The organism is Methanosaeta sp. UBA356 (genome assembly GCF_002496465.1).
GTDB lineage: Archaea > Halobacteriota > Methanosarcinia > Methanotrichales > Methanotrichaceae > Methanothrix > Methanothrix soehngenii.
In genome coordinates this window covers 20,839-42,031 of sequence record NZ_DAKC01000086.1, presented here as the reverse complement: position 1 = coordinate 42,031, position 21,193 = coordinate 20,839, and the positions used below count along the sequence as shown (strand labels likewise).

Sequence of the window (21,193 nt, the reverse complement as noted above, 5' to 3'; positions counted from 1 at the left end):
ACCTTCCCATCTAAAAGGCGGCGGAGGCCATTGCTGCCGAGCAGCCGACCGGCAACTGGACCGATGTGCGGGGCCAGGACAATCCGTTGGCCGCGCGGGTGATATCCGTTCAGGGCAGTGAGGTCGAGATCGCATTTCCCGATGATCTCTTCGAGCCGGGAAACGTCCCCCAGTACCTCTCGGTGGTGGCAGGAAACCTCAAGAAGGTGCGCCTGCAGGATGTCATCTTTCCTCAGAGCATAATCCGGGCGCATAAGGGTCCCCGGTTCGGGATAGAGGATGCATGAAGGATTCTGGGCGTCTACGACCAGCCCCTCGTCGGCACCATCGTCAAGCCCAGGATGGGCCTGGTCAAGGACGACGAGGCCCTCACCGATCAGGGCTTTTGCCCCCTTATTCTCAGGCTGGAGGCGGTCATGTCCGCTCTGGGCCGGGTGGAGAAGGAGACGGGCAAGAAGGCCTTCTATGCAGTAAGTGTCACCGCTGGGGCGGACAGAATCCTGGAGCGGGCGGAAGAAGCAGTGGACCATGGGGCCAATATGGTCATGATCGATGTCCTCCCCGCAGGCTTCTCCTCCCTTGAGCCCCTTTCCCAGAACCTGAACGTCCCCATACATGTGCACAGAACCTTGCAAGGCGCCTCTGCCAGGGACAAGAGCCACGGCATCTCCATGCTGGTCATAGCCAAGCTGGTGCGCATGGTGGGAGGCACTAACCTGCATACCGGAAGCTGCATGGGCAAGATGTCTCTTGAGAGGGAGGAGAACGACCTGTGCCGCGACGCTCTGCGAGAGGAATGGGTAGCTATAAGAGGTTCTTCCCCGTGGCCTCGGGCGGGATCTATCCAGCAAAGGTCCACGGGAACCTGGATGGCTATGGCATAGACTGCATCGTCCAGGCAGGGGGCGGCGTCCACGGCCATCCGGATGGTACCACCGCTGGAGCGCGGGCAATGGTGCAGGCGACAGAGGCCTGGTTAAAGCATATTGACTTAAAAGAATATGCAAAAGACCACAAAGAGCTGGAAGTTGCTCTGAAATTTTGGGGATGTTAAGCGATGAGGCAATGGCCCCTCCTCTCTTCAAACCAAAACCGAAGAGTTTATATTGGTAGATGAGGATGCAAAAGAGCGTTTATCACGAGCCAAAAGTGATGTAGCGCTGTTTGAAAAACAGGAGTGGTGTAGTGAGGGAATATGTAGAGGGATCAGATGGCTAGAGACGAAATCTTATCGAAAATCAAATCGGCAGAGGCCCAATCCAGGGCTGCAGTCCAGCAGGCTCTGGAGGAGAAGGAGAAAAAAATAGCCGCTGCCACTACCGAAGCAATGAACCTCGTCAAATCCGCCGAGATTGATGCACAGGACTACTATGACAAGAGCGTTGCCAAAGCAGAGAGCGATGTAAAGGCAAAGAAGCAGTCAATCATCCAGAGTGGCGATAAAAACGTCGCCTCAATGAGCGGCAGCGCCAGTGCCAAGCTGGACAAAGCAGTTGAATATTTGCTAAAGGAGTTTATGGGGTCGTTACATGCTTAGGCCCGTTAATATGAGTCGTGTGGTCGTAGCCGGGTCAAAGGACGTAATATCTCCAGTAGTAGAAAAGCTGCATGAGTTGCGCTTATTGCACATTGTGAATTACAATGGCAACCAGCCTGAATTTGCATTGGGAAAGCCCATAGGCAAAGCCAGGGAGTACTCTGAGAACCTCATTAAGCTCAGATCGGTCACCAGGTACCTTGATATAAAGAACAAGGCGCCTGAGAAGACATATCCTGAGTCACAGGTTCTATCCGAGATGGACAATCTTCTCAATAACGTGGGGGGCGATGTCACTGCCACCTACGAGAGGATCGTTGCTATAGAAGCAGAGATCAAGTCCAAGCAGGATCAGATCAGGGCTTTAACTCCGTTATCCATATTGCCGTTGCCCCTGGAAGCTTATCATGGTTATGATTCTCTGGCGACATTCGTAGGCACTGCTGTTACGCCTGTGGATGCAGATGTAGCCCGGGTCTCTCCAGTAAATGAGATCTTTACCGGCACCGCCAAGAATGCGACTTATGTGGCAGTATTTGTGCCTGCAGAAAAGGCCAGCGAGGTATCTGCGGTCCTTTCCGAGCACGGTTTCTCTGAGATGTCCGTTCCCAAGCTCGAAGGCAGTGTTGATTCAGCTATTGCTTCACTCAATGGCAGCATAAAATCTCTGGAAGGCGAGCTAGCGCCTCTCCATAAGAAGCTTGTCGATGTGAAGAAGCAATATGAAGATCTGATGCTGGCGACGGATGAGTATCTGTCGATGCAGGTCAGCAAGACTGAGTCTCCTCTCAGGTTCGCAGAGACGGACAACGCCTTTGTGATAGACGGCTGGGTTCCTAGCGATCAGTACGGCCGGCTGAAGAGCGAGTTGGAGAGTGCTGCTGGAGGAAAGCTGGACGTCCAATTGATAGCCGACAAAGAGGCCGATGACCTTGTCAAAGGCGGCGAAGACGTTCCAACCAAGATGGACAATCCAAGCATTGTCAAGCCATATGAGTTGATCACCAGGCTATTCGCCATTCCGGAGTACAAGGAGTTCGATCCATCGCTGCTTATATTCGTCTTCTTCCCGATCATGTTCGGCATGATCCTGGGAGACGTAGGCTATGGCATTGTGATCCTGCTGATTCTGACTCTGCTAAAGAAGAGATTCAGGACAGAAGGGTGGCAGCAGCTGATCAACATCGTCATGATTGCGGGAGTATGGTCAGTCATATTCGGCATATTCTACGGTGAGATCTTCGGGCCCCTTGGCCTGTGGAACTATATGGTAGGAATGCTATCTCATCATGAGATGATTGAGCTTCAGGAGATGGGCTTGTTCTTCGGCGAAGGAACTTTCGGCCCGCTGGGAAGGCTTGGCCCGTTGGGGATCTTCCCGTTATATAGATTGGCAACGAATGCTGTTCTGCTTTTGATCGGCGTGAGTCTGTTCATCGGCGTGATCCATTGTTCTGTGGGATCCATTCTGGGAATCAAGACGGAGTTGAACTATGGCGAGAAGAGGCATGCCTATTTCGAGCGGCTTCCTGTGATGCTCTTCCAGGTGTTCTTCGCCGTGGCGCTTCTTGGATTGGTCATGGGACAGATGATCATGGTGTACATCGGTGCCGCAGTGATCGTATTATCCATAGTGATGATGGTCATGGGTCCGGAAGGCGCCATGGGTCTGGCACACGTGCCATCCTATGTGAGCAACCTGATATCCTACCTTAGGCTTCTGGCCATTGGCTTGGCTTCGGTAGGTCTGGCATATGCTGCCAACCAGCTATCGTTCTATGTCATAATGCCCATGTTGAGCGGTGGAGCGACTAACAGTGCCGATTTCTCGATACTTGCGATCATCGTAGGCATAATGGTATTGGTAGCAGTGCATTTCATCAACATTCTGCTGGGAATTCTCTCTCCCTTCATGCATCCTCTCAGGTTGCATTATGTGGAGATGTTCACCAAATTCTACAGCGCGCATGGTGGTGGAGTGGAGTATAGCCCCTTCGGACATGTCCGGAGGTTCTTGAAGGCATGAAAGCGATCTTTGAAATTAGAAATATGAGCACAGATTGTAATATTCATAAAAAGGAGGATTGAGGAAAATGGTAGTTGTAGCAGATGCGGGAATACTGTATGGATTGATAGCTGTCGGCGCTGGCCTCGCTACTGGATTAGCAGGCATCGGTGCAGGTGTTGGTGAGCAGGGTATCGGAGCGGCTGTGGTTGGTGTAGTGGCTGAGGAGCCTGGATTCCTGGGTAAGGGTCTTTTCCTCATGCTTCTGCCTGAGACCCTGATCATCTTCGGCCTCGCTGTATCGCTGATCCTGATGTTCGCCTGGACGCCCTTCTCTGCAATAGTGACACCCTGAGCTGGCCATTTCCAAAGGGTGAGAGGCAATGGCACTAGATGCAGTGGTTGAGTCGGTTCTGGCAACCAGTAAGGACAAGGTCGCTCAGATAACGAGCGAAGCGGACCTTGAGGCTGCAAGAATACTCAATGAAGCTAGGGAACGTGCCGCTGAAATCAAATCCAGGAAGGAGTCTGAGGTCGGACACGCCATAGAGGCTATCGAGCGCAGGGAGATCTCCAGCGCCAATCTCGAGGTTAAGAGATCGGAGCTTAATGTTCACAAGGATCTCCTGGAGAAAGCAAGGACGAAGCTCCTTGAGAAGATATCCAATCTTCCCAAGAAGGATAATGAGGCCATGCTTAAGAAGATGCTCGAGCCATACGATCTCAAGGATATGAAGGTCTACTCCAACAAGCGAGATGAGGCCTTCCTATCCTCTCTCGCCCCCAATTACGGCGGGAACCTGGATATCATCGGCGGCGTTGTGGTTGAGAGCGGTGATGGAGCTCTACGTTACGATTTGTCATATGAAACTCTTGCGCGTGAGGTCTTTAATAACCGCATGAAAGAGGTTTCCAAGGTACTATTCGGGTGAGGACTATGCCTGTACTACGTTTGCCGAAGTTCGGTTTACCGGTGAAGTACGCTTACATCACGGGCAGAGTCAGAGCGATGAAGACCAAGCTCATTCCTGCGGAGATGTATCCCCGCATGATGAACATGGAGATGTCAGAGATCGCACGATACCTGGAAGAGACCCAGTACAAAGAGGAAATCGACGCGCTCGCCAAGGATTACTCCGGAGTGGATCTGATAGAACACGCCACATTCGACAATATGGCGAAGACCTTCAGGAAGCTGGCGGAAGTCTCCATAGACGAGCCATCATTCCTGATTCTGGAGTATCTGAGGCGCTGGGATGTCTGGAACATCAAGACACTCCTGCGAGGAAAGTTCTCGGGAGCCTCCGACACAGAGATCATGAAATATCTCGTGCCTGCGGGCGAGCTATCCCCAGAGCACCTCGAGGAGCTGGCGAAGAAGGATAGCATTCAGGATATCATCTCCGCCTTTGATGGCACCGATTATGCCAGCGCTCTGGCACAATACGATGGCAAGAATCTTGCATCTCTGGAGAATGCACTGGACAAGCTCTATTACTTCAGGATGGAACGCGCTGTAGGCGGCACATTATCGGTAGGAGGAGGACTGCTGCTCAAATACGTTCGCAGGGAGATAGATATCAAGAATCTGATCACTCTCTTCCGGATGAACAAAGCAGGCATCGATGCAGCCGTAATACAGGAGAACCTTATTCCTGGAGGAAAGCTGCACGATGAGCTGTCCCGCATGGCAGGTCAGCCTTTTGGCGAGTTTCTGCGCGGATTGGAGGGATACCCCTTCTGGTCGTCAATATCCGATATCGCAACATCAGATCTTGACGCCGTTAGCAGAGTCGAAGCCAGGTTAAAGGCTTATCTCATACGGTATGCATGGGCTCTTTCCAATTATCATCCGCTATCCATCCTGCCGGTGCTCGGATATATGGTGAGCAAAGAGACAGAGGTTTCCAACATCAGAAAGATCGTTAGGGGCAAGGAAGCTGGACTCCCCTCTGAACTCATAGAGGAACAAGTGGTGGTGGCCTAAAATGGAGATTGCTTTTGTAGGTGGAAGCGAGAGTGTCCTCGGGTTCAATCTGGCAGGAGTCAAGAAGTCATATGCTGCCAACACGGAAGATGAGATGGTCTCAAAGATTGGCGATGTCATGGCCGATTCCAGTGTTGGAATTCTGGTGTTGAAGCAATCGGATTATAATAAGCTGCCCAAGAGGCTTCAGGAGCAGTTATCCGAGTCTATCAAGCCTACCATGATTACCATCGGAACCGAGCAGAGCACAGAGATGAGAGAGAAGATTAAAAGGGCAATAGGTGTTGATTTATGGAAGTAGGGAAAATTAAGCGAGTCGCCGGACCACTGGTTCAGGCCACTGGCCTGAAGGCTTCCATGTACGACCTGGTATTGGTCGGCGAGGAAGGCCTGATGAGCGAGGTCATCGGCATTTCCGGCAATAAACATATCATTCAGGTATACGAGGATACGGGCGGCGTCAGGCCTGGCGAGCCCGTCAAGGAGACAGGCGCTCCTCTCGTAGCACAACTGGGACCAGGCATTCTGACCCAGATTTACGACGGTATTCAAAGGCCGCTACCCAAGCTGGCAGAGGCATCGGGAGATTTCATCAGCCGGGGTCTGTTCGTAGACGGCATCGACCACAAGAAGAAGTGGGAGTTCAAGTCCGTAGTGAAAAAGGGCGATACGGTCAAGCCCGGCCAGGCCATTGGCGAGGTCCAAGAGCAACTTCTTATCAAGCATAAGATCATGGTCCCACCCAACCTAAAGGGCGGTGCCATCAAAGAGATCTATGATGGAAACTTCACCGTTGATGAGACCATTGCGGTCTTGGATGACGGAACCAAGCTCTTCATGATGCATAAGTGGCCGGTAAGACAGGCCCGACCAGTTACAGAAAAACTGGCACCCACCATTCCTCTGAGAACAGGACAGAGGGTCATAGACGGATTCTTCTCCCTGGCCAAAGGCGGAACGGCAGCCATTCCCGGCGGATTCGGCACCGGAAAGACGGTTATGCAGCAGACCCTGTCCAAGTGGGCAGATGTCGACATTGTGGTCTATGTGGGCTGCGGCGAACGTGGCAATGAGATGGCCGACCTGCTCCATGAGTTCCCCGAGCTGCAGGATCCCAGAACCGGCAGGCCTCTGATGGAGAGGTCCATCGTTTACGCCAATACCTCCAACATGCCTGTGGCTGCTCGTGAGGCTTCTGTTTACACAGGAATGACCACCTCAGAGTATTACAGAGATATGGGCTACGATGTGCTGATGACCGCTGACTCCACCTCCCGGTGGGCAGAGGCCATGAGAGAGATGGGCTCTCGTCTGGAAGAGATGCCTGGTGAGGAAGGATATCCCGCATACCTGGGTGCCAGACTCGCCGACTTCTATGAGCGTGCCGGGCGTGCCGAGGTTTTAAATGGCGGACAGGGTTCCGTTAGCATTGTAGGCGCCGTGTCCCCGGCCGGCGGAGATTTCACCGAGCCCGTTACTCAGAACACACTGAGAATGGTCAAGGTATTCTGGGCTCTTGACTCCAAGCTGACACAACGCAGGCACTTCCCGTCCATCAACTGGCTGGATTCCTACTCGCTATACGACCTGGACCTCGAGCCCTGGTTCGTAGAGAACGTCAGCGCTGACTGGAACAAGAACAAGAGACGGGCCATGGCTATACTGCAGGAGAACGCCGAGCTGGAAGAGATTGTGATGCTCGTAGGATCCGATGCGCTGCCTGAGGATCAGCAGGTCACACTGGAAGTAGCCAGGATGATCATCAACTTCTGGCTGGCACAGAGCGCATTCCACCCGGTTGATACCTTCTCTCCCTACAAGAAGCAGTTCGACCTGTTGGAAGCCATCCTGAAGTACAGGGACTACGCCTTCGAGGCAGTCCAGAAAGGCATACCTGTTGGGCAGATCACATCTGTTCCATCCAAGGATGCTCTGGCCAAGGTAAGACTGGAAGCTGAGTATGAGCCCATACTGGCAAAGGTTCTGACTCAGATGGATGCCGAGTTTAAGGCGCTGAAGTGAGGAGGGTTCAAAATGACAAAGGAATACAAGACGATTACTGAGATCTCCGGACCACTCATCTTCGTGGAGAAGACCGAGCCAGTGGGCTACATGGAGCTCGTCGAAATCAGAACTGGCGGAGATCTGAAAAGAGGACAGGTGCTGGATTCCTCTGATGACATCGTGGTTATTCAGATATTCGAGGGAACCGGTGGTCTGTCCAAGGATTCTGCCGTCAGTTTCACCGGAGACGTCATCAAGATGCCATTGTCTCCCGCCATCGTGGGACGCGTTCTGTCCGGATCTGGAAAGCCCAGAGACGGCGGCCCTGAGATCGTACCCGATGTATTGAGAGATATTGCAGGAGCTGCCATCAATCCAGCTTCCCGTGAGAAGCCTCGTGCATTTATCCAGACGGGCATCTCAACTATCGATGGCACAAATACCCTGGTGCGCGGCCAGAAGCTGCCCATCTTCTCGGGCGCTGGTCTGCCTCACAACGATCTTGCTCTGCAGATCGCCAGGCAAGCCAAGGCCCTTGGTGAGGCCGAGTCCTTCGCAGTTATCTTCTGCGCCATGGGCATCACCAACGAAGAGGCTCAGCACTTCCTGGCTGACTTCGAGAGAACTGGCGCTCTGGAGAGAGCAGTCGTTTTCCTCAACCTGGCCGATGACCCGGCTGTGGAGAGGATTCTCACCCCCAGGCTGGGGCTGACCACCGCCGAGTACCTGGCATTCGATCTGGACATGCACGTGCTCATCATCTACACCGACATGACCAACTATTGCGAGTCGCTCAGACAGATGGGTGCTGCTCGTGAAGAGGTGCCCGGACGACGTGGCTACCCAGGTTACATGTACACCGACCTGGCCTGCCAGTACGAGAGAGCAGGGATCATCAAGGGCAAGAAGGGATCCATCACCCAGTTCCCCATCCTGACCATGCCCGGCGACGACATCACCCACCCCATTCCGGACCTGTCCGGATACATCACCGAGGGTCAGATCCTCATCTCCCGAGAGCTGCACAGAAAGGGCATCTATCCGCCCGTTGACATAAGGCCTAGCTTAAGCCGGCTGATGAACTCCGGTATCGGAAAAGGCCATACTCGAGAGGATCACAGAGCAGTGTCCGATCAGCTCTATGCTTATTATGCAGAGGGCAATGATCTGCGCGGCCTGGCGGCTATCGTGGGCAAAGAGGCTCTCTCTGAACGCGATAAATTGGTCCTGGAGTTCGCCGACAAGTTCGAGAGAAGATTCGTCAACCAGAGCAGAGATGAGGATAGGTCCATATTCGAGACCCTCCAGATCGGATGGGATCTCCTGGCCGACCTTCCGGAAGCAATGCTCACCAGGATTGACGACAAATACATCAAGCAGTATCATCCCAAGTACGCAAGCACGGCGAAGAAGTGAGATCATGCCCGTAATTCCTGGAACGAAACCGACCAGGGCGGTCCTGATCGCTCTCAAGAAACGAATGAAGGTAGCTCAAACTGGCCACTCGCTCCTCAAAATGAAGCGAGACGGCCTCATGATCGAGTTCTTCGAGGTGCTGAATAAGGCCAAGACAGTCCGGAAAGAGCTGGTCGAAGCTCTGCTCATAGCTGAGCAGAGGCTTCAAATGGCCATGGCCATCGAGGGAACAGTTGCCATCGGAAGCGTGGCCTACTCCCTGCAAAAAGAGCCAACCATCCAGCTCGAGTCCCGAAACATCATGGGCGTAGTGGTTCCCAAGATCGAGGCTGAAGCCGTGCAGAAGAAGATGTACGAGCGAGGCTACGGCGTAATTGGGACCAGTGCTGCAATTGATGAAGCTGCGGATGCCTATGAGGTCCTGCTGGATAAGATCATCCTGGCTGCAGAGGTAGAGACCGCCATGATAAGGCTCGTCGAGGATATCGATAGCACTAAGAGGCGTGTCAATGCTCTGGAGTTCAAGGTGGTTCCTGACCTCAAGCTAACCATCAAGTTCATCTCCATGGCCCTGGAGGAGATGGAAAGGGACAATCTGGTCAAGATGAAGATGCTCAAGGGCAAGTCCGAGAGGAAAGCCGCAGCAGAACTGGCCAAGAAGGAAGCGGAGATTGCAGCCGCTGCCATGGCTGATGCGTAAACCTGAAGCAATGGGCAACTGGTTTGAGCGAAAATCTGAAGACTGGTTTGGGACGCCTGAGAAGAAGATGCGTCTTCTGCAGTGGTTGGTGTATATCACCAACCTCTACGTTATTTTTGGGATATTTGTGCTGATCTGGCTACTCTATGGTGAGTATATAATTCAGGCCTGGGAGCACTTCACCAGCGCGAGTTAAACATATCACTCTACAGTCTGGAAGCTGCTAGGGTATCCTTCATCTGAGCAATTCTATAGCCAGTCACCACCTGCCTCATTCCGGCCAGAGATTCATCCAGATCCTCGTCTCCTGTATCCACCAAGAGATAGGGTATCTCAGCCAGCTTATGAGGGGTGGAGATGATTATCAGCTTATCTATGCCCACCCTGCGGATCACCTCAGCGCTCAGCTGCTGATTTCCTCTGCCCAGTATGAAACCCTGCGCTCCTATGGGAGAGATGATGATCATGACCCTGGTCTCTCGGTCAAGCAGCTCCAGAAGGTCCTGCTCAGAAGCATCCGTGATCATCAGCCTTCCGTCCTTGACCACATCCACCCCCAGAAGGGTCTTCTCCAGACCAAGGATATCCGCTATCCGGCTGGTAGTGGTTCCTGCTCCGATTATATAAGCTGAGCCATCTCTCATGAACTCGCTGGCGAATAAGGCGATCTGATCTTTGAACTCATCCTCCTGGTCTGAGCTATAGATCCTTTTTCGCTCCGCTACCAGAACGGGGAGGTAGGGAGTCTTGGCCAGAGCATACAGCTTTGTCTGGAGAATCCCTGCACGATAGAGCTCCTCGTCCACATCCACGATCTCCGTATCCCTTAGATTCAGCTCTCCATTTAGAAATCGTATCACCAAATCAGCTGCTGCCTGTGGGCTGGCGGCAAATACCCCGGAATGCATCTTTACACCAGCTGGAATTGCAAGTATAGGGGTGCTGCCTGCTATTCCCGCCACGTCCCGGGCGGTGCCATCGCCGCCACAAAATAAAATGAGATCCACCCCCTCATCCAAAAAAGCCTGGCAAGTCCTGATGGTGTCCCTGGAGCTGGTGACGGGCAAAGCGGAATATACCACCTTATAGTCCAGGCCGCACTCTTCTAGACAGCTTTCGCCCATAGAGCCGCTGGCAGTAAAAAAGAGAATGGCATCCCTCTCTTTGGAAAGGAGATCAAGGCACGCTCTGGCCCTCTCCATCGCCCTGGGCCTAGCTCCCATAGCTATTGCCTCCTCTGCCAGCCCGTCCGTCCCTTTGAGGCCTACCGGCCCGCCCATGCCGGCAATGGGATTGACCAGAAAGCCAATGCGCCCTTTACCGGCTGCCATTATGTCTTGCTCTTCCTCTCAATTCTTGCTCAATCTTGCTTCTTCGCGCTTTTTCCTTCTTTGGATCAGGGTTTAGGCAGCTTGGCCAGGGACTGCTTGACCAATTCGGCGGGATATACATAGTCCACCAGCTTGCCATCGTTATAGGCATCATAGGATGACAGATCGAAGTGGCCGTGGCCGCTCAGGGAGATGAAGATGACCTTCTCTTCTCCGGTCTTCCTGCAGTTAAGGGCCTCGTCTATGGCCGGCTTGATAGCATGGGCAGATTCTGGGGCGGGGATTATGCCCTCAGTGCGGGCGAAGAGGGTGGCCGCCTCGAAGACCTCAGTCTGCTGCAGAGCAGTGGCCTCGATCAGGCCGTCGTGCACCAGATTGCTGAGCAGTGGTGCATCTCCATGGTAGCGCAGGCCGCCTGCGTGAATGCCCGGTGGAATGAAATCATGGCCCAGGGTGTACATCATGATCACCGGCGCCATGCCTGCGGTATCGCCGTAGTCATAAGCAAAGAGACCTTCAGTAAGGGTAGGGCAGGCTGTGGGCTCGCAGGCTACCATTCTCAGGTCCTTTTTGTCCTTTAGTTTATCGGGAATGAAGGGGAAGACCATTCCTGGGAAGTTGCTCCCTCCACCGCAGCAGCCGAACATCACATCGGGATAGTCCTCAGTCATATCGAACTGCTTTTTCAGCTCCTGGCCCTCGATGGTCTGGTGGAGCAGGACATGGTTTAGGACCGATCCCAATGAATAGTTGGTGTTATCATGGCTTGCTGCATCCTCCACCGCCTCAGATATGGCTATTCCCAGGCTTCCCGGCGTGTCAGGCATCTTTTCCCTAATCTGCCGGCCGAAGTTCGTCCGGTCCGAGGGGCTAGATAGGCATTCAGCGCCCCAGACTCGCATGGCGCTCTTGCGGTAGGGCTTGCTATCGAAGCTTGATCTGACCATATAGACTGTGCACTGCAGGCCGAATAAACAGGTGGCCAGGCTTAGGGCCGAGCCCCACTGCCCGGCTCCGGTCTCCGTCGCCAGCCTCTCTATTCCCTCCTTCATATTGTAGTAGGCCTGAGGGATAGCGGTATTTGGCTTATGGCTACCGGCGGGGCTCACACCCTCATATTTATAGTATATCTTTGCAGGGGTCTTGAGCGCCTTCTCCAGGGAAGCGGCCCGATAAAGGGGAGTGGGCCTCCATAGCTTGAGGATCTCGCGTACCTCCTCTGGGATATCTATCCAGCGCTCAGTGCTCATCTCCTGCTGGATAAGCGCTTTGGGAAAGATCGCTTCCATATCCTGGGCAGTCAGCGGCTTGAGCGTTCCTGGATTCAAAGGCGGTTTCAAGGGCGTTGGCATATCTGCGGCTACGTTGTACCACTTTTTGGGTATCTCTTCCTCGTCGAGCAAGTACTTGATCTTCATCTGGGACACTCCATCTTTATGCTAGCGCACTCCATCGTTGTGCTGAGATGCTGTCTGATGTACATCGATGGTTTCCACGCGTCATTATTTAAATGCTTTGAAATGGTCTGAATAGATTTTGCCTGATCTCCCCAATCCTTGCCCTAGAGGAGAAGGTTTCTGAAGGGAGATCAGATCACTTTGGCCTTCTTCAGCCATGAGCTTCAGGTCCTCTGCTCTCAAGCATTGTTAATGAATGGCCACCCAGGATTCCGCAAGCAGCTCATGTGGATCCAGATCCGGGAAATCGCTTTCGTGCTATGCTTCCCGTTTTCTCTGCCAGATGGTAGAAGTATGCTTTTCTCTTCAAGATATCTGATAATGGCCCAGGAAGTGATAGCTCTATCTGCCAGAGCACGAATTGGCAGGCTAATATCCTTGTGGTAGGCCTTGATCTTCGACCAAAAAAAATTTTAGTGCAGAGCAATCAGCTGTCCAGCACTCTGCTCATCGCCTCCACTCCTACGCCGCAGGAGTGGATATTGCCCTCTTTGAGCAGGATCAGCTCCAGGGTCTGAATAGTCCTCAAGAGGTCGCCGCTAGAGCAGACTCCCATGGTACCGATGCGGAAGATCTTGCCCTTTAGCTGCTCTTGGCCTCCGGAGACGATGACTCCTTTCTTCTTCATGCCGCCGCGCAGCTTGTCATCGCTCACGCCCTCAGGCATCTTCATAGCTGTCACTGTATTGGAGTAATGAGAGTTTTCATTGGTCTGGGGGAAGAGCTCTATCCCCAGCGCCTTGGCAGCAGATCGAACCGATTCCGCCTGTTTTGCTGCTCTCTCTCTCCGGGCGGCAAATCCCTCCTCCGCCGCCATATGCAAGGCCTCCTGCATGGCGAAGAACAGTGGCACTGCTGGGGTGAACGGAGTTTGAGCCGGGCTCTTTCTCGCGCTCTTCAGATGGGCCTTCAGGTCGGCATAGTAGCTTGCGCTCTGGGCAAGGAACCTCTCCTCTGCCCTGGGGGAGACGGATACCACCGCCAGGCCCGGGGGCACAGCCAGAGCCTTCTGCGAGCCGGTGATGGCGATGTCAATGTTCCACTCATCGGTGAGGAACTCATTGCCGCCGATGGAGGATATGCCGTCTACTATGAACACCGCATCGTACTTCTTCGCCAGCCTTCCCACCTCTTTCGCGGGGTTGGTCAGGCCTACTGAGGTCTCATTATGGACCATGGCTACCGCTTTGGCCCCCTCTTCCAGGGCAGCCTCGACTCTATCCAGATCAAATGGCATGCCCCAGTCGAACTTCACGGGCACGCACTTGCCATATCGCTCGCCGATCTCAGTGAATCGCTCGCCGAACTTGCCATTGGATATGGTGACTATCTTATCCTCATGACCGATGATGCCTGCTACGGCCGCATCCATGCCCAGCGTTCCGCTGCCGGTCATTATCGCGATCTGGTTCTTGGTCTGGAAGAACTCCTTGAGCAGTTCGGCGCACTCGCTGTAAATGGCTCCGAACTCGCCGCTTCTATGGCTGATCATGGGCTTGGACATGGCGCGCAACACTCGGGGTGCGACCTTGACCGGCCCTGGAATCATGAGCAAAGTATCCTCTATATCCATTTGATCCCTTCTTAGGCATCTTGATTTCAGGCGGCCTATATAAAACTAGCTTTGATGCGTTGCGCCGTTGTCCAGCTATGCCTGGCGCAGGGCGGGAGGTCTTTATTCTCTCGAACCCACTCCGAGAGAAAGGCGATAGTATCGCGATCATGAGGATATCCACTCCCGATCTTGCAGTGCATCTCGTTCTCCAGCTCCCGCATGGACCGGTCCCTGCGTACCTTGGCCAGAATTGAGGCGGCAGAGACTACATGATGCCTCTGGTCTGCCTTATGCTCTGCGATCAGATCCATGCTGGTTTTTGAATGATTGCGAACTGCCTGGGCAAACCTCTCCGCATTAACATCAGCGGCATCGAGAATCGCCCTATCGGCATGCAGTCGTCCCACCACCTGGGAGAAGCTTCTCACCATGATATCATTCATGGTCATAACCAGGCGCAGTTCGTCGATCACCTCCGCCCTGACCTCTAGAATGTATTGATCGGTAGCAATGGTGGTGATCTTCCTTGCCAGAGCCTCCCTCTTCGCTGGCGAGAGCATCTTGGAGTCTTTCACCCCCAGAACAGCCAGGTCAAAAAACCTCTCCTCATCGATCACCAGTCCAGCGACGAACATGGAACCAATAACAGGCCCTTTTCCTGCCTCGTCTGCGCCCATCAGCAGCATAAAAGATGATTGAACAGGTGATACATTAAGTAAACGAGTCTCAGATTAACGTATCCCGGCAGGCAGATGATTGCCAACCAGTGGCAGACAGCAAATCCAGCCCCTAATCTATCCTCGCCTATTCTGAACGGCATCGGTAGGTGAGGACAATTCAAGAGAAGTGAGGGCAGGACGATCCTCCATATGGGCCTATCCAGGCAAATGGCGATGGCTTCTATACGCAAGCCTTATAAGCAAGTATAAATCACTGAGTATGTCCCATATGAAGCGGGGTAGGGTAGTCAGGATATCCCGACGGGCTCATAACCCGTAGACCAGTAGTTCAAATCTACTCCCCGCTATCACTTTTGCCATCGTTCTCGTCCTGCAGAAAATCATTCTAATTCCCCTTCAATTGCAGATATTTCATGATAAGGGAGGGCTGGCACCGATCAATCTTGCCAGCGGCAGCAATTGATGAGCATCTCATGCTCCCTCCCGGAAAATTTGCCCCATGCATTTTAATGTATTTGTTAATTAAAAAATTATTTAAGTATTTAATAGCGAAAAGCATATAAATATCATAGGTTTAACTATTCTAATACCTGGCAATATTAGGCAAAATAGATATACTTGGAATTAATTGTACCAGCTGTAATCAATCTTTGGAGGATGAAATATGAAAATTGACTGGCTATCTTCGGCCTTAATGACATTTATTCTATTTGCATTTATGTCTGGAGCTAATGGAGCGGAAGCTGTGGCATTAAACAGCCAACAAGGCGGCACATTGGCCAATTTTGATAACTCAGCCCCATTCAATGAATACTATGGATCGATTATGGGATCTGTGCCAACCTCTCTGCTCACAGTTCCCGTGCAGGTTGATCTGACGAGCAATGCACCTGCATATGTCTATTTAGGCACAGCGATGCAGAAGGTTGACTACTCTGCATATCAACCCGCAGCAGTCAGCAATTCCCTATGGATTGCTGGAGCAACGAGCTGGTCACAATATGCCATTGTACCCCAGGGCTCATTGGTGAATCTGTTGGCCATCTCTACCAAGGAAGGTCAGGGAACCTTTGTCGTCTACCATCCCAACGGGCAGAGATATGATTTCAACTGCCTCCTCTTCCCCACCAGCCAGCTTCAGCTATATGCTGATGCACCTGGAAGCTATCAGGTCTCCTTCATTATGGATGGGGCAGCTAGCAATACAGTGATGATAGATGCATTGGGTACTACCCCGACAATAGTAGATACAGGCTACTTGGCAGGAGAGGCTGGCGGAGATTATCTGGCATCCATCTTCGGCGTACCCAAGACCAGCATGGGCCCGCAAGCCGGCCTGGACAATAAGGCTGCTTTAAAGGAATACCAGAAGAAGATCAACAGCGAGTATTGGAGCAGTTCCGACAACGATATTGCTTGGGCCATTGGAATAGACAGGTGGCTGAACGCAGCTTAATTGGCATAGAGCGAGCGCAATCGCTCTTTTTTTTTTAATGCAGTAGTTTAGTTTGCTTTTCCTGATAATTTAAGAGAATCTTAAACAGGATTCAGGGAATCTATTTAACCGGCTCTTCGCTGAATTATGTGGATCAGGCCCGGCAGAGATTATAACCTCTGTTCCTCTGCGCCTCTGTGGTTGAGTCAGAGCATAGCGGTTCACCACAGAAGGCACGGAGACATAGAGTTTTTCCGATTTATGTTCACCCATACCACATAGCGAGGAGCCATTTAACCTGTAGGGTTGCGAAGGACGAAGCGGGAAGCCCCCGTCTTTTCCATGAAAACAAGATTAAGATGTCGATAGATCTTGCTTTTTATTTGCCTCGTATGGCTCCAGTCCTGAGGCCCATGAGTGTTTAGGGTGGGGGGCGTTCACCATATAGATATTTAATATGACTTAAGATGAGGTTTTTTGGAATTTGTAGCAAAGCTTAAGTATAGTGAAGCGCTAAATCAGATCGGTGTACAATATATGAGAAGACTATTGCTGATAGCTGTGCTGCTAATGCTATTTTCCTCGGCTGCGGTGGATGCGCATCAGATTTTCGTCAGGCCCATATCCGGCTTTGCGAATTTAGGAGATACAGCCATGCTCCCTGTGGCCGCCGGTCATAATACCTCCTCCACAGAGATGCCGGAGGGATTGACCAACCTGACCGTAATCAGACAGGATGGCGGCGTGATCGATCATATCCTCAATGAGAAGAGCGATACCATGGGCAACTGGCCCATATTCAGCTTCGACGTTGAGCATCCGGGATTGTATGTCATAACCTCCTATAACGGCGGTGGAGCCTGGACTCACATCATCACCAATCCCCCGGCGATTGGATACTGGGAGGCGGGAATAGTAGATGAGATCGACTTTGACGCCATCAACAAGACCGGCTGGGCCAAGGACTGGTATGTCGAGAGGTCTTATCCCCTCCACACCTATGGCAAATCATTCATTGCCGGTCCAGAATCTGATTACTCCATAGCCTCAAAGCCAGTGGGACAGATCCTGGAGATCATTCCCCTCACCAATATCACAGAAGTGGGCAATGGCGACTTCGAGTTCCAGGTTTTATATCAGGGCCAGCCTTTCAGCGACCTGGAACTGATCGCTCAGAAGGTTGGCGATGATACGAAGATAAGAGGCACGACCGATGCAGAGGGAAAGGCGATGCTCAATCTGTCCAGCACAGATGAGCTGAGCGAGTGGGTGGTTGTTGCCGATACGCTCATGGACACCAGGGTGGTAGAGGTGAGGGACGCACCCAGAGGTGAGGCCTCCAATGAGAAGTCGTATGTAGGTCCTGTCTACAGGGCGACCGTGGTCCTGAGAACCGACTTTTGATCCAGTGGACTATTTGCTGGTCCTCCTTTTCTCTTTTTTGGTGGCTTATGCCATTCTCCCTGGTCTTTCTTTCTTGAGAGGCCTGTACCGCCATCCAGAGAAATCAATTCCAATCAGAATCCGAAATATCCCTCTTATTGCTACTAAAAACAAAAAGTTTATTAACCAGTATTATCCTAACTCACCGAATAGCGACAAAGCACATTGACCTCCTTTACCGTCGTCTATCTGTCGTTGGGCTCCGGCCAGAGTTGCCAGGCCGGACTCTTCCTCAAAGACCATCCTCTCCTGGTCTGGTTCCTCAATGCGTGGTTCGTCAGGAGGAGAGGCAAAAAGAAAAACCTAGCAAAATTGGAGTGATAGCTTGCATGAATAGCAAAATCGCGGTATCAATTCTGATGCTCCTCGTACTGTCCTGGCCGTCTGTTGGATCGGATTGCATCTATCTGGGAAGCGGAATCAGAGACCAGGTCATAAATCTCGATGCGGGTGCAAGGGTGCCCGGCCAGAACTACCAGTTTACCAGGTCCGGTTTCGTAGCGCCCAGCATTCCCCAGCCAATGGCCCTGAGCCCTAATATTATGATCACTCAAGCTAAGAACTTAATGGATGAGGCTGCTAGAGCCAAAGACGAGTCTGTAGCTGCCAGAAATGAGTCTTTATCTGCCAGAGATGAAGCAAAAGCGGCATATGGCGAGGCAAAATCCTTGTTGGCGGAGATGAACGAGGCGGAGAAAAATATCCAATCCCAACTGGTAAAAGCAGAATCCTGGGCAGATGTCTCTGCCACAAATGCCGTTCGGGCAGGAGGCCTGTTCAATATGACTGATGAGGCTTGCAGAAAGACGCTGGCACTCTCTAAGGAGGTAGAAGGAAATGCGAGCCGGACAGAGTCTATGATGGAGCAAGCCAGAGATTATGCCAATGCATCTGCAAAAAGCGCTGGTCAGGCAATCGAGAGCCAAAACCGCACTTATTTATTGCATAATGAGACGGCAGTCATCTTCAGTCAATCCTCGGCTGTATACAATAACATGACGCTTCTGGCAAAGGAGATGCAAATCAATTCTGATAAAATAAGGACATGGATGAGCGAGAAGACGCCTTGAGCAACAACCAGCTTTGGTATCTGCGTTTCCTATTCCTAATGGAAGCCTGCTCAGATTTGCCCCACTCCTCCACACTTCATCATAGCTCTCCGGTCAGGCCGCCGTGCTTGTGGGGAGCGGGGCGGGGTTTTTTGGGCCAGTAAGATGGGATGCCCTGGCCCATGAAGATCGTATCCGAGGTCTGCTGCCTATCTCATCGATGGAGCATCTCTCTTATAGTCCCAATGGCCTCACCTTTTTTAAAGGGAATGGCACCGGAATACAGGCCCTCCTCCTGCAGAGTCTCGAATAGATCAGCAAGGATGGGCATCTCCAGGCCCAGATCATCCATCAAATCCCTCCTGCTCATGATCTGATGAACACTGCCCTCTGCCACAATGCTCCTATTGAGGAGAAGAACCCTGTCCGCCAGCAGGGGTACAAGGTTTACATCATGGGTGGCGGTGATAATGGCCGTCCCATTCCTCTGCTGCTCTCGGATAAGGGAGACCATCTCCATCCTGGAACGGGGATCCAGGTTCGAGGTGGGCTCATCCAGGACCAACACCGGTGGCCTCATGGACAGGACGGTGGCAAAAGCGGCTCTCTTCCTCTGGCCGAAGCTCAGGTGATGAGGCACCTTTGCCGCCTGGTCGGAAAGGCCAACGCATTTCAGTGCCCACTGCACTCTCTCGTCCACCTCCTTTTGGGATAATTCCATATTCGTCGGACCGAAGGCCACATCCTCCTCCAGACGGGACATGAAGAGCTGATCATCCGGGTCCTGAAAGACCATTCCCACCTGGCTTCGAACCCATCTCAGGCTCTCATCGCCTATCTCTTTATTCCTGATCCTGACCTTTCCCTGCCCCCTCAATAGTCCATTCAAGTGAAGCAGCAATGTGGACTTGCCTGCTCCATTGGGCCCGAGAATCGCCAAGGATTCACCTTCTGCCAGGGAGAAGCTGACTTGATTCAGGGCACGCGTTCCATCAGAGTAGCTGTAGCTGAGGTTCTCAACCTCTATGGCCATTTTTTGATTCATCGTAATACCTGCCAATATCGCCGATCAAATGAGAGTCATTAGACGTATTGTATAATGAGAGCTGCAGCGATGACCAAAAAGCCCTTGAGCAGATCATCGCCTTTGATCATCATCTTCTGGCCAGAGGGCAATCTTCCCTGGTAGCCACGAGAGAGCATGGCATTGAAGACATCCTCCGATCGTTCATAGCTCCTGATGAGAAGCATTGCCACAGACACCGCAAGGATGCGAGCGGATCTGGCAGATGACCTCATCTCAAATCCCTTGGAGGCAAGAGACCTTCTCATGGTCTGCAGATCATCGTAGAAGAGGAAGATATAGCGATAGGCGAATAGGAAGATCTGAGTGAGAGGGCCGGGCATGCCAAGGCTCCTCAGGGCATTGATGTTCACATTGAATGGAGCTGTTCCCACCATAATCAGGGCAAGCAGGGCGGCGGCAATTCCCCTGATCATGAACAGCACTCCGAGTTGCAGACCCTGACGGCTGACAGTCAGAATATGGTAGCTAAACAGGTTATCCCCTCCAGCGGCGATGGGAAGGATGACCAGCAAGGGGAGAAGGAATAGGAAAGGCCACTTCATGAATCTCAGGACATGACTCAAAGGAAGCCCAGATATAAGGACCAACAGCATCGATACTATCAGCCCAGCCAGGGCCTGACCGATCCCTCCCGCAATTACAATGGAGATGAGCAGCATAAAAAGGGATATGAGTTTGGCTCGCGTCTCCCAGCGGTGCAAGGGAGAATCGAGGTCAGAGTACCTTTCCGGGTCGAAGATGCTCATGCTTTCTTCTGGCTTCTCTTTCTGGATATGAAGATCATTGACAATCCTGCGATCCCCAGCAGATAGCCAATGCCTGCCGCTGCTCGGAGTGGCCGTGAGATCTGCTCTTCCGCTTCCTTCTGCTCCAGGTCAAGCTCCAGCTCTGCCTTATGTCCGGCAGAGTAGCTCACAAACCTGAGATCTCCAGTTCCCTTGCTGGGGCGGAGGACATAGGCACCCTCATCGTCCGTCACCCCCTTTTCTATGGCCTTGCCGTCGCTTTGAACCTCGATCTCTACTCCTCCTGCAGGGGTTCCATCGTCATATAGGGCGGTCACCTGAATCTCGTTTACCTGATAGCCCATCATCATCCTATGGCCGCAAGAAGTATTTAAGGTCAAAAGGAAAAGAAGGAGAATCAGGACTAATCGAGCCTTCATGCCATCACCTGCTTTTTGCGAGGGTATTATTGATGATAATGGATCCCTTCTCAGTATGTCCTCCTCCCTCGACCTCATAGCTCCAGTCTCCCGTTCCTTTTCCCGGAAGAGTGAAGGTAAACCTCCCTGTTGCATCGGTGACGTTTTGGGCAAAAAGGGCTCCCTCCTGATAGAGCTTCACCTCAGCATTGGCTGCCGGGCTGCCATCGTCATAGAAGACGAAAAGGTCCAGGGTTATCTGCTGGCCCACAAACATCCTGTGAGCACTGGCCGCTCCTGCCAGGAGCAGGGCGGCAATAATCACAGCTAGTATCCACCTCATATCAATTTACCTCCATAATC

The 21,193-nt window shown here is 52.3% G+C and carries 22 protein-coding genes, 1 tRNA gene and 1 pseudogene; 16 read left to right on the top strand and 8 right to left on the bottom strand.

The features are described 5' to 3' along the window. The first annotated feature begins 65 nt into the window (after nt 1–65). From BP727_RS07535 to BP727_RS07480, 12 genes and pseudogenes are all read left to right on the top strand, one after another. On the top strand, nt 66–287 hold the full coding sequence (locus BP727_RS07535; protein WP_269798798.1) for a hypothetical protein: 222 nt from the start codon (nt 66–68) through the stop codon (nt 285–287). A gap of 54 nt (nt 288–341) precedes the next feature. After that, a pseudogene (locus BP727_RS07530) lies at nt 342–1,054 on the top strand (RuBisCO large subunit C-terminal-like domain-containing protein). 156 nt (nt 1,055–1,210) lie between these two features. Next, nucleotides 1,211–1,537: an ATP synthase archaeal subunit H gene (gene ahaH / locus BP727_RS07525; RefSeq protein WP_013719984.1), complete on the top strand. Its 327-nt coding sequence runs from the start codon at nt 1,211–1,213 to the stop codon at nt 1,535–1,537. A 10-nt stretch (nt 1,538–1,547) separates the two neighbouring features. Further along, nucleotides 1,548–3,563, top strand: coding sequence for a V-type ATP synthase subunit I (locus BP727_RS07520; RefSeq protein WP_273271789.1), 2,016 nt, complete (start codon nt 1,548–1,550; stop codon nt 3,561–3,563). Between the two features lie 67 nt (nt 3,564–3,630). Further along, a complete protein-coding gene (locus BP727_RS07515; protein WP_013719982.1) occupies nt 3,631–3,897 on the top strand; it encodes an ATP synthase C subunit, lipid-binding protein in 267 nt (88 codons plus the stop codon). A gap of 28 nt (nt 3,898–3,925) precedes the next feature. Beyond that, nucleotides 3,926–4,474, top strand: a complete 549-nt coding sequence (locus tag BP727_RS07510; RefSeq protein ID WP_013719981.1) for a V-type ATP synthase subunit E — start codon at nt 3,926–3,928, stop codon at nt 4,472–4,474. 5 nt (nt 4,475–4,479) lie between these two features. Then, nucleotides 4,480–5,529: a V-type ATP synthase subunit C gene (locus tag BP727_RS07505; RefSeq protein WP_048132365.1), complete on the top strand. Its 1,050-nt coding sequence runs from the start codon at nt 4,480–4,482 to the stop codon at nt 5,527–5,529. Between the two features lies 1 nt (nt 5,530). Continuing rightward, the gene (locus tag BP727_RS07500) at nt 5,531–5,830 is read left to right on the top strand and encodes a V-type ATP synthase subunit F (RefSeq protein WP_013719979.1); all 300 of its coding nucleotides are present in this window, start codon (nt 5,531–5,533) and stop codon (nt 5,828–5,830) included. Further along, nucleotides 5,821–7,551: a V-type ATP synthase subunit A gene (locus BP727_RS07495; protein ID WP_013719978.1), complete on the top strand. Its 1,731-nt coding sequence runs from the start codon at nt 5,821–5,823 to the stop codon at nt 7,549–7,551. Before BP727_RS07500 ends, BP727_RS07495 begins: the two co-directional genes overlap by 10 nt. Nucleotides 7,552–7,563: 12 nt before the next feature. After that, complete coding sequence (locus tag BP727_RS07490) at nt 7,564–8,949, top strand: V-type ATP synthase subunit B (RefSeq protein ID WP_013719977.1); 1,386 nt, start codon at nt 7,564–7,566, stop codon at nt 8,947–8,949. A 4-nt stretch (nt 8,950–8,953) separates the two neighbouring features. Continuing rightward, nucleotides 8,954–9,649: a V-type ATP synthase subunit D gene (locus BP727_RS07485; protein ID WP_013719976.1), complete on the top strand. Its 696-nt coding sequence runs from the start codon at nt 8,954–8,956 to the stop codon at nt 9,647–9,649. Then, on the top strand, nt 9,642–9,845 hold the full coding sequence (locus BP727_RS07480) for a hypothetical protein (protein ID WP_048132363.1): 204 nt from the start codon (nt 9,642–9,644) through the stop codon (nt 9,843–9,845). The genes BP727_RS07485 and BP727_RS07480 overlap by 8 nt, the downstream gene beginning before the upstream one ends. Before the next feature lie 10 nt (nt 9,846–9,855). Here the strand turns inward: BP727_RS07480 and BP727_RS07475 are convergent, their stop codons facing one another. The 4 genes from BP727_RS07475 to rnhB all read right to left on the bottom strand — a co-directional run bounded on the left by BP727_RS07475 (nt 9,856) and on the right by rnhB (nt 14,678). Further along, nucleotides 9,856–10,980 carry an ATP-NAD kinase family protein gene (locus BP727_RS07475; RefSeq protein WP_273271788.1) on the bottom strand — a complete coding sequence of 375 codons (1,125 nt, stop codon included), beginning with the start codon at nt 10,978–10,980 and terminating at the stop codon, nt 9,856–9,858. Between the two features lie 65 nt (nt 10,981–11,045). After that, nucleotides 11,046–12,398 (bottom strand): TrpB-like pyridoxal phosphate-dependent enzyme, encoded by a 1,353-nt coding sequence (locus BP727_RS07470; RefSeq protein WP_013719974.1) that lies wholly within the window; start codon nt 12,396–12,398, stop codon nt 11,046–11,048. Between the two features lie 466 nt (nt 12,399–12,864). Further along, nucleotides 12,865–14,010, bottom strand: coding sequence for a pyridoxal-phosphate-dependent aminotransferase family protein (locus BP727_RS07465; RefSeq protein ID WP_013719973.1), 1,146 nt, complete (start codon nt 14,008–14,010; stop codon nt 12,865–12,867). 35 nt (nt 14,011–14,045) lie between these two features. Further along, nucleotides 14,046–14,678: a ribonuclease HII gene (gene rnhB, locus BP727_RS07460; protein WP_013719972.1), complete on the bottom strand. Its 633-nt coding sequence runs from the start codon at nt 14,676–14,678 to the stop codon at nt 14,046–14,048. A 266-nt stretch (nt 14,679–14,944) separates the two neighbouring features. Between rnhB and BP727_RS07455 the strand changes: the two genes are divergently transcribed. From BP727_RS07455 to BP727_RS07440, 4 genes are all read left to right on the top strand, one after another. Next, nucleotides 14,945–15,019 (top strand) — tRNA-Met (locus BP727_RS07455). Between the two features lie 371 nt (nt 15,020–15,390). After that, complete coding sequence (locus BP727_RS07450; RefSeq protein ID WP_286858121.1) at nt 15,391–16,128, top strand: hypothetical protein; 738 nt, start codon at nt 15,391–15,393, stop codon at nt 16,126–16,128. A gap of 516 nt (nt 16,129–16,644) precedes the next feature. After that, entirely contained in the window at nt 16,645–17,511 is an 867-nt protein-coding gene (locus BP727_RS07445; RefSeq protein ID WP_157863791.1) for a DUF4198 domain-containing protein, read from the top strand. Nucleotides 17,512–17,879: 368 nt separating this feature from the next. Beyond that, nucleotides 17,880–18,620 (top strand): hypothetical protein, encoded by a 741-nt coding sequence (locus BP727_RS07440; RefSeq protein WP_273270707.1) that lies wholly within the window; start codon nt 17,880–17,882, stop codon nt 18,618–18,620. 193 nt (nt 18,621–18,813) lie between these two features. On the opposite strand, the gene BP727_RS07435 is transcribed toward BP727_RS07440, so the two are convergent. From BP727_RS07435 to BP727_RS07420, 4 genes are read right to left on the bottom strand one after another with little or no spacing between them, the layout of a single operon-like run. Further along, on the bottom strand, nt 18,814–19,644 hold the full coding sequence (locus tag BP727_RS07435) for an energy-coupling factor ABC transporter ATP-binding protein (protein WP_013719968.1): 831 nt from the start codon (nt 19,642–19,644) through the stop codon (nt 18,814–18,816). Nucleotides 19,645–19,682: 38 nt separating this feature from the next. After that, a complete protein-coding gene (cbiQ, locus tag BP727_RS07430) occupies nt 19,683–20,432 on the bottom strand; it encodes a cobalt ECF transporter T component CbiQ (RefSeq protein ID WP_286858118.1) in 750 nt (249 codons plus the stop codon). Next, nucleotides 20,429–20,851, bottom strand: coding sequence for a hypothetical protein (locus tag BP727_RS07425; protein ID WP_286858116.1), 423 nt, complete (start codon nt 20,849–20,851; stop codon nt 20,429–20,431). The genes cbiQ and BP727_RS07425 overlap by 4 nt, the downstream gene beginning before the upstream one ends. Before the next feature lie 4 nt (nt 20,852–20,855). Beyond that, on the bottom strand, nt 20,856–21,173 hold the full coding sequence (locus BP727_RS07420) for a hypothetical protein (protein WP_286858114.1): 318 nt from the start codon (nt 21,171–21,173) through the stop codon (nt 20,856–20,858). Nucleotides 21,174–21,193 lie beyond the last annotated feature (20 nt).

Bases quoted from the DNA above. Each gene is read 5' to 3' on its own strand.
- ahaH (WP_013719984.1), top strand. From the start codon at position 1,211: ATGGCTAGAGACGAAATCTTATCGAAAATCAAATCGGCAGAGGCCCAA.
- BP727_RS07520 (WP_273271789.1), top strand. From the start codon at position 1,548: ATGAGTCGTGTGGTCGTAGCCGGGTCAAAGGACGTAATATCTCCAGTA.
- BP727_RS07515 (WP_013719982.1), top strand. From the start codon at position 3,631: ATGGTAGTTGTAGCAGATGCGGGAATACTGTATGGATTGATAGCTGTC.
- BP727_RS07510 (WP_013719981.1), top strand. From the start codon at position 3,926: ATGGCACTAGATGCAGTGGTTGAGTCGGTTCTGGCAACCAGTAAGGAC.
- BP727_RS07505 (WP_048132365.1), top strand. From the start codon at position 4,480: ATGCCTGTACTACGTTTGCCGAAGTTCGGTTTACCGGTGAAGTACGCT.
- BP727_RS07500 (WP_013719979.1), top strand. From the start codon at position 5,531: ATGGAGATTGCTTTTGTAGGTGGAAGCGAGAGTGTCCTCGGGTTCAAT.
- BP727_RS07495 (WP_013719978.1), top strand. From the start codon at position 5,821: ATGGAAGTAGGGAAAATTAAGCGAGTCGCCGGACCACTGGTTCAGGCC.
- BP727_RS07490 (WP_013719977.1), top strand. From the start codon at position 7,564: ATGACAAAGGAATACAAGACGATTACTGAGATCTCCGGACCACTCATC.
- BP727_RS07485 (WP_013719976.1), top strand. From the start codon at position 8,954: ATGCCCGTAATTCCTGGAACGAAACCGACCAGGGCGGTCCTGATCGCT.
- BP727_RS07480 (WP_048132363.1), top strand. From the start codon at position 9,642: ATGCGTAAACCTGAAGCAATGGGCAACTGGTTTGAGCGAAAATCTGAA.
- BP727_RS07475 (WP_273271788.1), bottom strand. From the start codon at position 10,980: ATGGCAGCCGGTAAAGGGCGCATTGGCTTTCTGGTCAATCCCATTGCC.
- BP727_RS07470 (WP_013719974.1), bottom strand. From the start codon at position 12,398: ATGAAGATCAAGTACTTGCTCGACGAGGAAGAGATACCCAAAAAGTGG.
- BP727_RS07465 (WP_013719973.1), bottom strand. From the start codon at position 14,010: ATGGATATAGAGGATACTTTGCTCATGATTCCAGGGCCGGTCAAGGTC.
- rnhB (WP_013719972.1), bottom strand. From the start codon at position 14,678: ATGCTGCTGATGGGCGCAGACGAGGCAGGAAAAGGGCCTGTTATTGGT.
- BP727_RS07450 (WP_286858121.1), top strand. From the start codon at position 15,391: ATGTCTGGAGCTAATGGAGCGGAAGCTGTGGCATTAAACAGCCAACAA.
- BP727_RS07445 (WP_157863791.1), top strand. From the start codon at position 16,645: ATGAGAAGACTATTGCTGATAGCTGTGCTGCTAATGCTATTTTCCTCG.
- BP727_RS07440 (WP_273270707.1), top strand. From the start codon at position 17,880: ATGAATAGCAAAATCGCGGTATCAATTCTGATGCTCCTCGTACTGTCC.
- BP727_RS07435 (WP_013719968.1), bottom strand. From the start codon at position 19,644: ATGAATCAAAAAATGGCCATAGAGGTTGAGAACCTCAGCTACAGCTAC.
- cbiQ (WP_286858118.1), bottom strand. From the start codon at position 20,432: ATGAGCATCTTCGACCCGGAAAGGTACTCTGACCTCGATTCTCCCTTG.
- BP727_RS07425 (WP_286858116.1), bottom strand. From the start codon at position 20,851: ATGAAGGCTCGATTAGTCCTGATTCTCCTTCTTTTCCTTTTGACCTTA.
- BP727_RS07420 (WP_286858114.1), bottom strand. From the start codon at position 21,173: ATGAGGTGGATACTAGCTGTGATTATTGCCGCCCTGCTCCTGGCAGGA.